The following is a 15,027-nucleotide window of genomic DNA, read 5'->3' on the forward strand; positions in this document are numbered from 1 at the left end:
CAGGCCTTTTTTTGTACCATTTTTATGACTTATGGAGAAAGGGATGCGCGTTTTAAAGTTTGGAGGTTCATCATTAGCTGATGCAGATCGTTTTTTACGAGCAGCAGATATCATCGCTAATAATGCCCAGCAAGAAGAGCTAGCCGTTGTACTATCGGCTCCAGGAAAAACGACTAATAAGCTGGTTGCTGTTATTGAAGCAGCACTAAAAAATGGTGAAGCGGATGTACAGATCACTGAGATCGAATCATCATTCGCTGCATTGTTTGCAGAGATTCAAGCGGTATTGCCGTCAGTTGATGGCGCTGCGTTTCAAGAGCAGGTCGATACCTCTCTTGCTCAACTTAAGCAGTTCGTGAATGGTATTAACTTACTGGGCATGTGCCCAAACCATGTTAATGCTCGCATCATCAGTAAAGGTGAGCGAATCTCGATTCAGTTAATGAAAGCGGTATTAGAAGCGAAAGGTCAGCCAGCAAGCCTGATTGACCCAGTTCAATACCTATACGCTAAAGGTGATCACCTTGAAGCGATGGTTGATGTGGACATTTCTACACAAAATTTCCGTCAATCGCCACTTCCACAAGGCCACGTTAACATCATGCCTGGCTTTACAGCAGGTAACGAAAAAGGTGAGCTAGTCACACTTGGCCGTAATGGCTCTGATTATTCAGCTGCAGTTCTAGCGGCGTGTCTACGTGCTGATTGCTGTGAGATCTGGACAGATGTAGACGGCGTTTACAACTGTGACCCACGCTTAGTGGATGATGCCCGTCTTCTTAAATCACTTAGCTACCAAGAAGCGATGGAGCTTTCTTACTTCGGTGCTTCAGTTCTACACCCGAAAACAATCGCACCTATCGCACAGTTCCATATTCCATGTCTGATCAAAAACAGCTTCAACCCACAGGGTGCAGGCACTTTGATTGGCCAAGACACTGGCGAAGATAACCTAGCGATTAAAGGTATCACTACGCTAAGTGACCTAACGATGGTTAACGTATCAGGCCCAGGTATGAAGGGCATGGTAGGCATGGCGAGTCGTGTATTCGGCGCGATGTCTTCTGCAGGCGTTTCTATTGTCCTTATTACTCAATCTTCTTCTGAGTACAGCATCAGCTTCTGTATTGAATCTGCTGACAAAGTGAAAGCGAAGCAAGTGTTGTCAGACGCGTTTGAACTTGAACTTAAAGATGGCCTATTAGAGCCCGTTGAGTTCATGGATGATGTTGCGATTGTGACACTGGTGGGTGACGGTATGCGTACTTCACGTGGTGTCGCTTCTCAGTTCTTCTCTTCTTTAGCGGAAGTGAACGTTAACATCGTCGCTATTGCTCAAGGCTCTTCAGAGCGCGCTATCTCTGCGGTTATCCCTGAAGATAAAATCTCAGAAGCAATCAAAGCGTGTCACGAAAACCTATTCAACTCTAAGCACTTCCTTGACGTCTTCGTCGTTGGTGTTGGCGGTGTCGGTGGTGAGCTTGTTGACCAGATCCAACGTCAACAAGGCAAACTGGCTGAAAAAGGCATCGTGATTCGCGTATGCGGCCTAGCAAACAGCAAAGGTTTGTTGCTAGACAGCGACGGTCTACCGCTAGAACAGTGGCGTGATCGTATGTCGAGTGCGACAGAAGAGTTTAGCCTAGCGCGCTTAGCGGCACTTGTTCAACGTAACCACATCATCAACCCAGTGTTGGTTGATTGTACGTCTAGTGAAGGTATTGCAGGACAATACGCAGATTTCCTAGCGGCTGGTTTCCATGTTGTAACACCAAACAAAAAAGCCAACACGGCAAGCATGGCTTACTACCATCAGCTTCGTGAAGTGGCACGTAACTCTCGTCGTAAGTTGATGTACGAGACAACAGTAGGCGCAGGTCTACCGGTAATCGAAAACCTACAGAACCTAATCTCTGCAGGTGATGAGCTTGAGAAATTCAACGGTATTCTTTCTGGTTCACTGTCTTACATCTTCGGTAAGCTTGATGAGGGTATGACACTCAGCCAAGCAACCAACATTGCTAAAGACAACGGTTTTACTGAGCCGGATCCTCGTGATGATCTGTCTGGTATGGACGTTGCACGTAAGCTGCTTATTCTTGCTCGTGAAGCCGGTATGGCACTTGAGCTTGAAGATGTTGAAGTTGACCAAGCTCTGCCACCGGGTTTTGATGATTCAGGTACGGTTGACGAGTTCATGGCTCGCTTGCCAGAAGCGGATGCATACTTCAAAGAGCAGTCAGCTATCGCAGCAGAAGAAGGCAAAGTACTTCGTTATGTGGGTGAGATCGCGGAAGGTAAATGTAAGGTTCGCATCGCAGCTGTTGATGGCGACGACCCAATGTTTAAGATTAAAGATGGCGAGAACGCTCTGGCATTCTACAGCCGTTACTACCAGCCAATCCCACTTGTTCTACGTGGCTACGGTGCAGGTACTGAAGTTACAGCAGCAGGCGTATTCTCTGATGTGATGCGTACTCTTGGTTGGAAATTAGGAGTTTAAGAATGAGTTCAAGTGATATGGATGTTGTCGTTTATGCTCCTGCATCAATCGGCAATGTCAGTGTAGGTTTTGATGTGCTGGGGGCCGCTGTGTCTCCAGTGGATGGCACATTGCTTGGTGACCGAGTAATGGTTAAAGCCGGTGATGAACCATTCTCGCTAAAAACAGCAGGCAGCTTTGTTTCTAAGCTGCCAACTGAAACCAAAGAAAATATTGTCTACGACTGCTGGGTTGTGTTCTCTCGCGAGTTAGACAAGAAAGGTATCTCAGTTAAGTCTCTAGAGATGACGCTAGAGAAGAACATGCCTATCGGATCCGGTTTAGGATCAAGTGCATGTTCAATTGTCGCAGCGCTTGATGCCTTGAACCGTTTTCATGGTCAACCGTTGAATGAAACTGAACTGCTTGCTCTGATGGGTGAAATGGAAGGTAAGATTTCAGGTGGCATACATTACGATAACGTTGCGCCATGTTACCTTGGTGGTGTGCAACTTATGCTTGAAGAATTAGGCATTATTAGCCAAGAGGTTCCATGTTTTGACGATTGGTATTGGGTAATGGCTTACCCGGGCATCAAGGTTTCGACGGCCGAAGCGCGAGAGATCTTGCCTTCTCAGTATCGCCGTCAAGATGTGATTGCCCATGGTCGTCATTTAGCGGGCTTTATTCATGCTTGCCACTCTGGTCAGCCGGAGCTAGCCGCTAAGATGATCAAAGACGTGATTGCTGAACCATATCGTGAGAAACTGCTTCCAGGGTTTGCTGATGCACGCAAATATGCAATGTCAGCAGGAGCATTAGCTACTGGAATTTCTGGTAGTGGCCCTACGCTATTTAGCATTTGCAAAGAACAAGATGTCGCCGAGCGTGTTGCACGCTGGTTAGAACAAAATTACGTACAAAATGAAGAAGGATTCGTCCACGTTTGTCGCTTAGATAAACAAGGTTCGATCGTTACAGGAAGTGAGTTATGAAGCTGTACAACATCAAAGAAAACGATGAGCAAGTCTCTTTTGGCCAAGCCGTTCGTCAAGGTCTAGGCCTCAACCAAGGTCTATTTTTCCCATCAGAGCTGCCTAAGTTCGATGACATCGATGCACTACTTGCAGAGGACTTTGTCCCTCGTAGTTCAAAGATTCTTTCTGCTCTAATTGGTGATGAGTTACCAAAGGAACAGATTGATCAATTAGTGGATGCGGCATTCCAATTCCCAGCACCGATCAACCAAGTGAAAGATGGTGTTTACGCACTTGAACTGTTTCACGGTCCAACGTTAGCATTTAAAGATTTCGGTGGCCGTTTTATGGCTCAATCTTTGGCTGCGGTTTCTGATGGCGGTCAAATCACAATCTTAACGGCAACATCGGGTGATACTGGCGCGGCGGTTGCACACGCATTCTACGGTATGGAAAACATCAATGTTGTTATCCTATACCCGAAAGGCAAGATCAGCCCACTGCAAGAAAAGCTATTCTGTACGTTAGGTAAGAACATTCACACTGTAGCGATTGATGGTGATTTTGATGCGTGTCAGGCATTAGTAAAAGACGCGTTTGACGACGCTGAATTGCGTAAAGAGATTGGCTTAAACTCAGCAAACTCAATCAACATCAGCCGTTTGATGGCTCAGATTTGTTACTACTTTGAGGCGGCTTCTCAGCTAACTAAAGAGCAACGTGAAAATCTGGTTATCTCTGTACCAAGTGGTAACTTTGGTAACCTAACTGCGGGTCTATTAGCGAAAGCGCTAGGCTTACCGGTTAAACGCTTCATTGCAGCAACCAACGAAAACGACACGGTTCCTCGTTACCTAGAAACAGGTCAATGGGATCCAAAACCAACGGTTGCGACAACATCGAACGCGATGGATGTGAGCCAACCAAACAACTGGCCACGTATCGAAGAGCTTTGCCAACTGAAAGGTTGGGGACTGGATACTTTGGGTAAAGGTAAAGTATCTGATGAGCAGAGTGCTGAATCAGTACGTGATCTAAAAGCTCAAGGCTACCTGTGTGAACCTCATGGTGCGATTGCTTACCGTCTATTGGAAGAGCAACTGCAAGAGAATGAGACAGGCCTGTTCTTATGTACGGCACACCCGGCTAAATTCAAAGAAGTGGTTGATGACATCTTAGGTACTGACATTGAACTTCCTGGCCCGTTGGCTAAGCACGCGGTGATGGAGTTGTTGTCTGAAGATCTAGACAACGATTTTGAAGCTTTGAAAGTGGTACTTCGCCGAGTTCAACCAGCTTAATCTGGTAGAGCCTAGAAGTGCAGACCTGTATAATTTAGGTCGTTGAGAGAAAGGTGAATGAGCAATCATTCACCTTTTTTATTGCCTGAGTAATTTTTAGAAGTAAGCTCTAGTGAAGTATTTTCTTCAGCTTGATGGGGTTGATTCAAGCTCGGTAACTGAACAGAACTAAACCAAAGTTTAATAGAAAGGGGTAGTATGAATTTTTTGATTTTTCTTGGATCTGTACGTGAGAGCACACCGCCAAGACCTGCTCGATTAGGGATGAGAGTCAGTAAAGCGTGTGAAAAGTTACTGGTGGAGAAACATTCTGAGTATACGGTCGAAATCATCGATCCTTTGAATTACGATTTTGGCGATGTATTTAAGCCTGAGTTTTCATATCATCGTTCTAAAGTGCCAGCACACCTTGCAGAATTAGCCGACAAGATCGCCAAGGCTGACGGCTACGTGATGGTTGGCCCGGAATACAATCATTCGATGAGCCCAGCGCTAGCTAATATTCTCAACCATTTTGGTAGCTCGCTATTTTCATATAAACCGAGTGCGATTGTGACTTACTCTGCGGGTCAGTGGGGTGGGGCAAGAGCATCCGTTTCGATGCGAACCTTCTTATCAGAGTTAGGTTGTTTACCGGTTTCTGCGATGATTCATCTGCCTAAAGCACAAGAAGTGTTTGATGAAGAGGGCTGTGTTGTTCAAGAGTCAGAACAAGCACAATGGGATGAGTACATGAACCGAACCTTCCATCAACTGATGTGGTGGGCACAAGGGGCGGCGTTGCAAAGAGAAAAGATTAATCCAACTGCTTTAGCGAAAGCCTTTACCAAAGATCCTTCTCAACGAAATGCGCCATAACCCGATTTGATTGGTGGCAGTATTTGGTTAATTCTGAGTTAGCGTTGAGATACTTGGTTGATTTTGCGTTGAGATAGTTAGCGATAAGAAGCTCGTGGTACAAAACTAAAAAAGCTTGGCCATTTCTGACCAAGCTTTTTAAATCTTTAACGCTCTACTTTACTGAGATTATAGAGACTCAGTGAACGTACGTGCGATAACGTCACGTTGCTGTTCAGTAGTTAGAGAGTTGAAACGTACAGCGTAACCCGATACACGGATAGTTAGCTGTGGGTAGTTCTCTGGGTGAGCAACAGCATCTTCTAGCGTTTCACGCTTAAGAACGTTAACGTTTAGGTGTTGACCACCTTCGATGCGTGGTGCTGCTTCGATAGCAACTTCACGGCTTTCGTACTCGCCTAGGTCTGCAGCTGAGATAACTTGGTCAGCTTCGAAACCTGAAGTAGCAACAACACAACGAGCTTCATTCTTCTCGCTATCTAGTAGCCAGATTGAGTTTAGTAGGTCATCGTTTGCTGCTTTAGTAATTTGAATACCTTGGATCATAACTATCTCCTAGTCCACTGAATGTGGTTTGATTATGGTGTTAACTTTCGATTTTTATTGAGCTGGGTAATATATACCTAATATTAGTAAGGTTAACATTGATTTAAGTCAAAAAACAACCAAAAACCATATTTTTACAAAGGTGATTATATTGAGGTAAATCAATAAATCCTTTGAAAACAAACTAATTACAAAATATTTTAAAGTATAAAAAATATTTAACAGTCTTATTTGTTGTAAGTTTACTATATTTGTTGTGTTTTTATTGAACTACAAACGATACGACCCTTTATTTATTAAGCATTCTGAAAGTGTAAAGTGATTTAATGACAAACAATAATTCATCTTCAAAACCTCAAACCAATATTAAGTTTATTGGTGCTCATGTGTCTGCTGCGGGCGGTGTCGATCAGGCGCCAATGCGTGCTCGTGAGATTGGTGCCAATGCTTTTGCACTGTTCACCAAAAACCAAAGACAGTGGGCAGCAAAGCCGCTAGAAGCTAAAACCATCAGCGCCTTTAAAGCCAACTGCAAAATGTTAGGTTTTAGCGCTGAACACATCCTTCCTCATGATTCCTACCTTATTAACTTAGGAGCACCAGAAGAAGAGAAGCTAGAGAAATCACGTGCGGCTTTTATTGATGAAATGGAGCGTTGTAATCAACTTGGACTAACGCTTTTGAATTTTCATCCTGGGAGTCATTTAAAGAAAATCTCAGAAAGCGAATGTTTGGCTAAGATCGCTGAGTCGATTAACTTGGCTCACCAAGCGGTGCCTGATGTGATTGCGGTGATTGAGAATACCTCGGGGCAGGGCACGAACCTTGGCTGGAAGTTTGAGCATCTAGCAGAGATCATCGACCAAGTAGAAGATAAGTCACGCGTCGGCGTGTGTTTAGACACCTGTCATACCTTTACTGCTGGCTATGACCTACGAACAAAAGAAGCGTGTGAGCATACTTTTGCTGAGTTCGACCGCATCGTGGGTATGCACTATCTAAGAGCAATGCACATTAATGATTCAAAAGCTGAATTCGCGAGTCGAGTCGATCGACATCATTCTTTAGGAAAAGGCGAAATTGGCTGGGATTGTTTTGAGTATATTGCCTCTGATTCTCGCTTTAATGGTATCCCTCTTATCTTGGAAACCATTGATTCGACGATCTGGAAAGAGGAAATTCAACAACTTAGAATGTTTCATCGCTCAGCAACGCTAGCGAGCGAAGAAGCGTAATAATAGAGAGGAAAATTTATTTCCGTCTATTTCTAATAATTGGCACCTTTCTTTCATAGTATTAAAGTGAATATGTAGTTCACGATGTCTTAGAGGAGGTGCCTTTATGTATTCAATCACCCAAACTTCAACGGTTGCTGTCGCACGCCGTTTACCAACACCAAACCGTCACGTGCATAACCACGGGCACCATCGTACACAGCAGAAAAGTGGTTAATCGAGATAAACACAACTTGAACTGATTATTATGATTCTTCAACAAGTGAACCCTACACATCATGTTTATTGATAGCTGTATGAGGTATAACTAGAGCCTTATTTAGGACAGTTAGCCGATACAGCTATTTTTTTGTCTGGCGAAAGGCCATAGAAACCTTGATGATTGGGAAGTAAAACGATGAGCGCACCAAAGACTTGGGAATCCATTATTAATGATGAACGTGAGAAAGCGTACTTTCAGAGTGTGCTCGCGTTTGTTGAACAGCAACGCAATAGTGGGAAAACCGTCTACCCTCCTCAAGAGCAGGTGTTCAGTGCTTTTGATATGACGCCTTTTGAGTCTGTACGCGTGGTTATCCTTGGGCAAGACCCTTATCACGGTGCCAACCAAGCTCACGGCTTAGCCTTCTCTGTGCTGCCTGGCGTTAAAATCCCACCGTCTCTGCGTAATATGTACAAAGAACTCGCACAAGATATAGAGGGCTTTGAGATCCCTAGCCATGGCTACCTCGACACTTGGGCATCTCAAGGGGTGTTAATGTTGAATACGGTACTAACCGTAGAAGAGGCAAAAGCACACTCACATGCTAAGTGTGGTTGGGAAACCTTTACCGATACCATCATTGCTGAGCTGAACCAGCGTTCTGAGCCGATCATCTTCTTACTGTGGGGCGCGCATGCCCAGAAGAAAGGCCAAGCCATTGATGCAGACAAACATCATGTGTTGGTTGCACCTCATCCATCACCATTATCAGCACGCCGTGGTTTCTTCGGTTGTCAGCATTTCTCGATGACCAATGAGCTACTCTCTTCTATTAATCAACAGCCTATCGATTGGACATTACCACTGGCACTGTAGATTGATGATTTTCTGAGCAGGGTCAAACCACAAATTGCTATCTTCATATACACTTATAAATAGTAGGTGTAATGGAGTGCAATACTATGATGATTGAAAGGATAAGAAGAGAGCACGGTTATATGGCTCGTTTGCTCGCGATTCTCAAGAGTAAATTAGAGTGCCTAAAGCAAGAGCGTGACATTAACTATAGCTTGATCGCTGAGGTGGTTCATTACTTGATGAACCATTCAGATAAGGTACATCACCCTAAAGAAGACATTATTTATCGTTACTATCTCAAGCAGTACGGCAGTGACCAAGTAATTGAAGACTTGGAATTAGAGCATCAACTGCTTTCTGAGAAAACGGCTGACTTTTTAGGTTTGGTTGACATGATCTTGCAAGATGCGGTTGTTCCTCAGCAGTTTTTTATTGAACAACTAGAAGGTTTTGTCGCTGTTCAGAAAAAGCATATGGAACTGGAAGAAAGGTTCATTATCCCCAAGATTGTGGATGCGTTTACGGTACAAGATTGGCAAGAGGTCGAATCGCAATGGCAACTGCCTGAAGATGACCCTGTATTCGGGCAAACCATCGCAGACCAGTATAAGCAGTTAGCAGATCGAGTTCGCCAAAGTGAAGGCGAATGTGTGTAGTGGATGGATTGGCTCTCACAAAAAATAAAGGCACCGTTAAGGTGCCTTTATCATTCAATTTATTTGTTGTTCTGATTAAAGCTTAATATCGTCTAAGCTAAAATCGAGACCGAGATTCATCTCTCTGAGCTCTTTCTCAAGCTGTCTACGATCGTTGATCGCCTCAATTTCTCGCCATTTTCGTTTAAGTGGTTTTGAGCGAGTCTTGGTAGCAACGCGTGGTAATTCTAGTTCTGATATTTCATCAAATTGAAAGTGGTCCATAAGCTATATCTCCATCCGTGGGCTAGTCTTTACAGACTATTAGATACCATATTTGGTTCTACAATAACCTTGATTTGTTTCTCATTTGTTTCAAATTCATGAAGGTTTTGTTTGTGTTTCCTATGCATGCTCACACATTACTGTTTATTTTCTGTATAAAAAACAAGCAAACAGACTGACGTAAACGATTAAATTACGCGTGTTTTAATGTTAATTCATTGTGCGAAAGGAATAGTACTTTAACGACAATGCATACAGCTGCGTATTGTGTGATGAGGGGGAGGGGTTTAATCGCTATAGAAAAAATCACAGATCTTCACTAAACCTTGTAAAACCTAGGCTGGTGCTATTTTTATCGAATGTCATTCTTGTTAAACCAAGGCACTGGCCATTGTTGATATTATGTCCCGATAATGTGACTTTTATTGGGCTTGATTGTTGAAAGTTGTGTTAATAAAACGTGTGTTATTAGTGAAATGTCATTTAAATATTAATCTATTTGCATATTGATTTTTAGGCCGTCTCGCTGCATTATCCGCCCGTCAAAAAATACACTGATACGTAAAATGGATGCATGAAGCGACATTTACAATCTAGATCGCAACAAATAAATATAAAACGAATGCCGATACAACATTGACATTGACATTGACACTGGCATTGGCGATTTAGAGGAAGGCTCGGAAGCAAGATCGGTGCTTAAACTCAATTACGAGGTTCACGTGACAGACTTAATCAATTTGATGAACGATCTCCTTTGGGGATCTATCTTAGTTTACTTACTCGTTGGTGTGGGTATCTACTTCACTGTACGACTAGGCTTCATTCAATTCCGCCATTTCGGCCACATGTTCTCTGTTCTTAGAAACAGCCGTAAAGCAGACAGTGCTGGTATCTCTTCTTTCCAAGCTCTTTGTACTAGTCTAGCTGCTCGTGTAGGTACAGGTAACATGGCAGGTGTTGCAGTTGCTCTTACCGCTGGTGGCCCTGGTGCTATCTTCTGGATGTGGCTAATTGCCATGCTAGGTATGGCAACATCGTTTGCAGAAAGCACACTGGCACAGCTATACAAAACGCGTGATAACGACGGTAACTACCGCGGCGGTCCTGCATACTACATGGAGAAAGGCCTAGGTATGCGTTGGATGGGGGTTCTATTCTCTATCTTCCTAATCATCGCATTCGGTCTAGTCTTCAACGCAGTTCAAGCGAACGCGATTGCAAGTGCAATGAACACGGCATTCGACTTCGAGCGTAGCTACGTTGGTGTTGGTATCGTTATTATCTCTGCATTCGTTATCTTCGGTGGTATCCGTAAGATTGCTCGCACTGCAGAAATCATTGTTCCAATCATGGCACTGGCTTACTTAGCTATCGCTATCTACGTAATGCTAATGAACATTGAGAAAGTGCCTGAAGTTCTGGCTCTTATCTTCAAGAGTGCATTCGGTCTGCAAGAAGCAGCAGCGGGTGGCCTAGGTTACGCGATCGCACAAGCGATGATTAACGGTATCAAACGTGGTTTGTTCTCGAACGAAGCGGGTATGGGTTCTGCGCCAAACGCAGCAGCTTCTGCTACGCCTTACCCACCACACCCAGCATCACAAGGTTATGTGCAAATGCTAGGCGTGTTCATGGACACGATTGTTATCTGTTCTGCAACAGTAGCAATCATCCTGATGTCTGGTGAGTATGTACCGCACGGTGAAGTAACGGGTATCGAACTAACGCAACGTGCACTAACGGCACAAGTAGGCGAATGGGGTGGCATCTTTGTAGCGGTAGCGATTTTCTTCTTCGCTTTCACTTCAATCATTGCAAACTACTCGTACGCTGAAACGAACCTTATCTTCCTAGAGCACAACAACAAGAAGGGCCTAGTGCTGTTCCGTATCGTTGTACTGGGTATGGTTATGTTCGGTTCTCTCGCGACACTGCCAACGGTATGGGCATTGGCTGACGTATCGATGGGCCTAATGGCGATTGTGAACTTGGTAGCGATCATCTTGCTATCGGGCATCGTGATTAAGCTAGCGAAAGACTACAACCGTCAATTAGACGCGGGTAAAGTACCCACGTTCGATGCGGATGATTTCCCAGAGCTTAAAGCTCAATTGGAAGATGGTATTTGGGTTAACAACAAGAAGAAGTAATCTTGTTGGAGTGATTCATCACTCATCCTAAAATCATTAGAAAGGCTAAGGTTTCGACCTTAGCCTTTTTCTTTGCCTGCGATTCCTATCTGTTGTCATTTCTATCTGTCTGCGATTTTTCTTGGTGGCTAATTTTTGCTTTGTCTGCGGTCTTTTCTTCACTAACGATTTTTGCTTTGTAAGCGATTCTTCTTTGCAACTGACTTATAGCTAGATCTGTCTATCAAAGTAATAGGAAGAGTCATAAAGACAAGTTGATGTTTTTTCTATACTCTAGCTGCATCCAGTTAGATAACCGATTAGGGTAAAGTTATGTTAGTTGTCGTTTCTCCAGCCAAGACATTAGATTACGAATCACCATTAGCGACTGAGCGCTTCAGCCAGCCAGAGTTTGTTGAACACTCTGCAGAGCTTATTGAAGTGTGTCGTAAGCTGACACCTGCTGATGTATCAGCATTGATGAAGGTAAGCGATAAGATTGCTGGGCTGAACGTAGCGCGCTTTGAGCAATGGAGCGAGACCTTTACCCAAGAGAATGCTCGCCAAGCTATTTTGGCGTTCAAAGGTGATGTCTACACAGGCTTAGATGCTGAAACACTGTCGGACGATGATTTTGACTACGCACAGAATCACCTGCGCATGCTTTCTGGCCTATATGGGTTATTGAAGCCATTGGATTTGATGCAGCCTTACCGCCTAGAGATGGGCACACGCTTAGCCAATGAGCGTGGCACTAACTTGTACCAGTTCTGGGGCAATATCATCACAGACAAGCTGAATGAAGCGTTGAATGCTCAAGGCGATAATGTGTTGATCAACTTAGCATCGAACGAATACTTTAAAGCGGTGAAGCCGAAGAGCCTTGATGGTCAAATCATCACGCCAGTTTTTAAAGACTGCAAGAATGGCCAGTACAAGGTGATCAGCTTTTACGCGAAGAAAGCGCGTGGCATGATGGCTCGCTACATTATTGAGAACAAAATCGATTCAGTGGAAGCACTGACCAAGTTTGATACCGCGGGTTACTACTTCGTTGAAGAAGAGTCGAATGCGAAAGAGTTAGTCTTCAAGCGTGAAGAGCAAAACTAGTAGCCCTTGGCTAATTAGTTACTTTGGCTTTAGCCTGTAATTAAATTAGAGACCGAGTTATTTAGCCGGATAACAAGCCAGGCAATAATAAACCAGACAAAGAAAAGCCCCATGCAGATAACTGCATGGGGCTTTTTATTGAATCATTGAAAGGCGTCGAGATTACTTGTTCTTAACGGCTTTCTTTTTCTTAGCGATTTTCTTTTTCTTAGCAATTTTTTGCTTCGCTACCGCTTTCTTGTCTTCTTTCTTCGGTTTCTTTTTCTTCGTTACCGCGGCTTTCTTATGCGTTGGACGCATGCCTTCGATGAAGCGTTCTTTGATCGCATCTTCAGTGTAACGAGCAACACGCTCAATCATTAGCTGATCGTGTGCTTCAATGATAGAAACCGCGTTACCTTTTTTACCTGCACGAGCCGTACGGCCGATACGGTGTAGGTAGACATCTGCTGTACGCGGCATGTCGTAGTTAATAACGTGGCTCACATCTGGAAGGTCGATACCACGAGCTGCGACGTCAGTTGCCAGCAGTACGTTGATAGAGCCATCGCGGAAACGAGAAATCGCGTTGTTACGACGATCTTGAGGCATTTCACCTTGGATCCATACACACGGGATCTGTGCACTTTCTAGTTGAGCTCGTAGGTCACCTAGGCGGTCACGAGTCTTCAAGAAGATGATGCTGCGTTCAGCTTGCTCTGTGATGATATGTTTTAGGATATCAAGCTTGTGCTTAGCTGAATCGGCGCGGTGATACCATTGAGTGATCTTCTTACGTTCACGCAGTGATGATTTCGCATCGATCTCTGCTGGGTTTTTCAGAAGATCTTCAGTGAAACCTTCAATACCTTTACCTTCTAGCGTTGCTGAGAACAGTAAAGTTTGTTTACGCCAGCGACACTCTGCAGACAGACGGTCAACAACAGGACCAAAGCCCATGTCTAGCATACGGTCAGCTTCATCTAGAACTAACCATTCAATCGCACGGCAGTCAAAACGCTCGCCTTCAATGTATTCCATTAAACGACCAGGTGTTGCGACTACGATATCTTGAGTCGTGCTTAAGATATCTGCGTGCTCTTGGTACATCACACCGCCCGTGATCGTGAAGATATTTAGGCTGGTGTATTTAGCAAGCTCACGTGCTTGTTCGGTGATCTGCATTGCTAGCTCACGCGTTGGCGTCAGGATAAGCATACGTGCAGGGCCAGATTTCTTACGTGGGAAATCCAGTAGGTATTGCAGTGCTGGCAATACAAATGATGCTGTTTTACCAGTACCTGTTGGCGCAGAAGCCAAAACGTCTCTTCCATCTAACGCTTGTGGGATTGCTTCAGCTTGTATCTGTGTTGGGCGTTCGTAGCCCATTTCGTCAATTGCTTTAAGCAGCTCTTGGTTTAGATCGAGTTCTGCAAAGGTTCTGATCACTGTTGTTTCTCCACAAGCAATAAATGTTTCTGCCTCAAAAAGCAGACGATAAAAAAGAGTAGTCGGACATTATAGAAGCATTAGTGATTAGGATCACATGGTATTTACTACATCTTGAGATAAAAATCTTTAGTAAGGGCAATAAATGCCTCGCTATAACCGCCATCGTGATGAATCGTAAGCGATTCGCGCTGCAAATCTTGCTCGCAAGCAGGATCTTTAGACAATTCAAACAAGACTCGAAGTGCTGGTTTTCTATCTGTTGTTTTCACATCAAGGCGCTTTGCTAGGTACCAACCACATTGTTGGGCAAGCTTGATGAAGCCTTCTCCTTCGGGCGTCGGCAGTATAAAACTGGCAGTGGCGGCATCAGTTGTTATTTCGAAACAACGTTGGGCAAGTTGAAGGTGATCCAAGCTGTCGGTATGTCTGGCGGTAGCTCTTTGGCTTTGCTGCGCCTGCTCTCCAGAGTTGAAGTAGGGAGGGTTACAAATTATTGCATCAAATCGTTGCGAGAAATCCGTGGTTAGCACACTGCCATGATGAAGGGAGATGCGATCTTGCCATGGCGACTGCTTAATATTGACTGTTGCTGCGTCAATGGCGTGCTGATCAATATCGATCGCTGAGATAGAGCTGTCTTCAAAACGTTGTGCAGCCATTAAGGCTAATAGCCCAGTTCCAGTGCCAATGTCGATTATGGTTTCTTTATGAGCAAGGTTTGCCCACGCGCCAAGTAACACGCCATCGGTACTAACAGGCATGCCACTTTGTCCTCCGTAAATAGAGAATTTTTTGAAATTGAAGCTTTTGGTTTCTGTTTTTTTGTCTTTCATGAATGTTCTGGATATCGATATATTTTAAGTGATTAGCTCTAATGTTAATTAATTGTATGGCTCAATGTTCTATTTGAGAATCCATTGTTGTTAATTATGGTTAGTTTATAATTATGGCAATATTTCCATATCTAGTGGAATC

Annotated in this window: 13 protein-coding genes and 1 other annotated feature (1 of these 14 only partly in view); of the genes, 9 read left to right on the plus strand and 4 right to left on the minus strand. The window is 44.1% G+C overall.

The genetic code is table 11. From position 1 onward, the window contains the following. Positions 1 to 14: a sequence feature (Thr leader region), on the plus strand; it begins 105 nt to the left of the window's first position. Between the two features lie 29 nt (positions 15 to 43). The 4 genes from thrA (at position 44) to AC3CKG_RS02325 (ending at position 5,618) form a co-directional block, all read left to right on the plus strand. Further along, complete coding sequence (gene thrA / locus AC3CKG_RS02310; protein WP_017106798.1) at positions 44 to 2,503, plus strand: bifunctional aspartate kinase/homoserine dehydrogenase I; 2,460 nt, start codon at positions 44 to 46, stop codon at positions 2,501 to 2,503. 17 nt (positions 2,504 to 2,520) lie between these two features. Then, positions 2,521 to 3,477 carry a homoserine kinase gene (thrB, locus tag AC3CKG_RS02315; protein ID WP_065113213.1) on the plus strand — a complete coding sequence of 319 codons (957 nt, stop codon included), beginning with the start codon at positions 2,521 to 2,523 and terminating at the stop codon, positions 3,475 to 3,477. Next, positions 3,474 to 4,760: a threonine synthase gene (gene thrC / locus AC3CKG_RS02320; RefSeq protein ID WP_488528761.1), complete on the plus strand. Its 1,287-nt coding sequence runs from the start codon at positions 3,474 to 3,476 to the stop codon at positions 4,758 to 4,760. The genes thrB and thrC overlap by 4 nt, the downstream gene beginning before the upstream one ends. Before the next feature lie 198 nt (positions 4,761 to 4,958). Then, on the plus strand, positions 4,959 to 5,618 hold the full coding sequence (locus AC3CKG_RS02325) for an NADPH-dependent FMN reductase (protein WP_488528762.1): 660 nt from the start codon (positions 4,959 to 4,961) through the stop codon (positions 5,616 to 5,618). A gap of 168 nt (positions 5,619 to 5,786) precedes the next feature. Here the strand turns inward: AC3CKG_RS02325 and grcA are convergent, their stop codons facing one another. Then, positions 5,787 to 6,164: an autonomous glycyl radical cofactor GrcA gene (gene grcA / locus AC3CKG_RS02330; protein WP_009848415.1), complete on the minus strand. Its 378-nt coding sequence runs from the start codon at positions 6,162 to 6,164 to the stop codon at positions 5,787 to 5,789. Positions 6,165 to 6,490: 326 nt separating this feature from the next. On the opposite strand from grcA, the gene nfo reads away from it, so the two are divergent. The 3 genes from nfo (at position 6,491) to AC3CKG_RS02345 (ending at position 9,115) form a co-directional block, all read left to right on the plus strand. Next, a complete protein-coding gene (gene nfo, locus AC3CKG_RS02335) occupies positions 6,491 to 7,399 on the plus strand; it encodes a deoxyribonuclease IV (protein WP_076670721.1) in 909 nt (302 codons plus the stop codon). 397 nt (positions 7,400 to 7,796) lie between these two features. After that, positions 7,797 to 8,477, plus strand: coding sequence for a uracil-DNA glycosylase (ung, locus tag AC3CKG_RS02340; protein ID WP_102269559.1), 681 nt, complete (start codon positions 7,797 to 7,799; stop codon positions 8,475 to 8,477). A gap of 86 nt (positions 8,478 to 8,563) precedes the next feature. After that, positions 8,564 to 9,115, plus strand: coding sequence for a hemerythrin domain-containing protein (locus tag AC3CKG_RS02345; protein WP_017110542.1), 552 nt, complete (start codon positions 8,564 to 8,566; stop codon positions 9,113 to 9,115). A 75-nt stretch (positions 9,116 to 9,190) separates the two neighbouring features. On the opposite strand, the gene AC3CKG_RS02350 is transcribed toward AC3CKG_RS02345, so the two are convergent. Further along, positions 9,191 to 9,379 (minus strand): DUF3545 family protein, encoded by a 189-nt coding sequence (locus AC3CKG_RS02350; RefSeq protein WP_017110543.1) that lies wholly within the window; start codon positions 9,377 to 9,379, stop codon positions 9,191 to 9,193. Between the two features lie 722 nt (positions 9,380 to 10,101). On the opposite strand from AC3CKG_RS02350, the gene AC3CKG_RS02355 reads away from it, so the two are divergent. Beyond that, on the plus strand, positions 10,102 to 11,532 hold the full coding sequence (locus AC3CKG_RS02355; RefSeq protein WP_009848420.1) for an alanine/glycine:cation symporter family protein: 1,431 nt from the start codon (positions 10,102 to 10,104) through the stop codon (positions 11,530 to 11,532). Positions 11,533 to 11,844: 312 nt separating this feature from the next. Continuing rightward, entirely contained in the window at positions 11,845 to 12,621 is a 777-nt protein-coding gene (gene yaaA / locus AC3CKG_RS02360; RefSeq protein WP_017110544.1) for a peroxide stress protein YaaA, read from the plus strand. 162 nt (positions 12,622 to 12,783) lie between these two features. Here yaaA and srmB read toward each other — a convergent pair whose 3' ends face one another. Beyond that, positions 12,784 to 14,049: an ATP-dependent RNA helicase SrmB gene (gene srmB / locus AC3CKG_RS02365; protein ID WP_009848422.1), complete on the minus strand. Its 1,266-nt coding sequence runs from the start codon at positions 14,047 to 14,049 to the stop codon at positions 12,784 to 12,786. A gap of 107 nt (positions 14,050 to 14,156) precedes the next feature. After that, positions 14,157 to 14,885, minus strand: coding sequence for a tRNA1(Val) (adenine(37)-N6)-methyltransferase (locus AC3CKG_RS02370; protein ID WP_488528763.1), 729 nt, complete (start codon positions 14,883 to 14,885; stop codon positions 14,157 to 14,159). Positions 14,886 to 15,027: the final 142 nt, after the last annotated feature.

The sequence above is a fragment of the Vibrio sp. QJM3NY_15 genome (genome assembly GCF_057785995.1).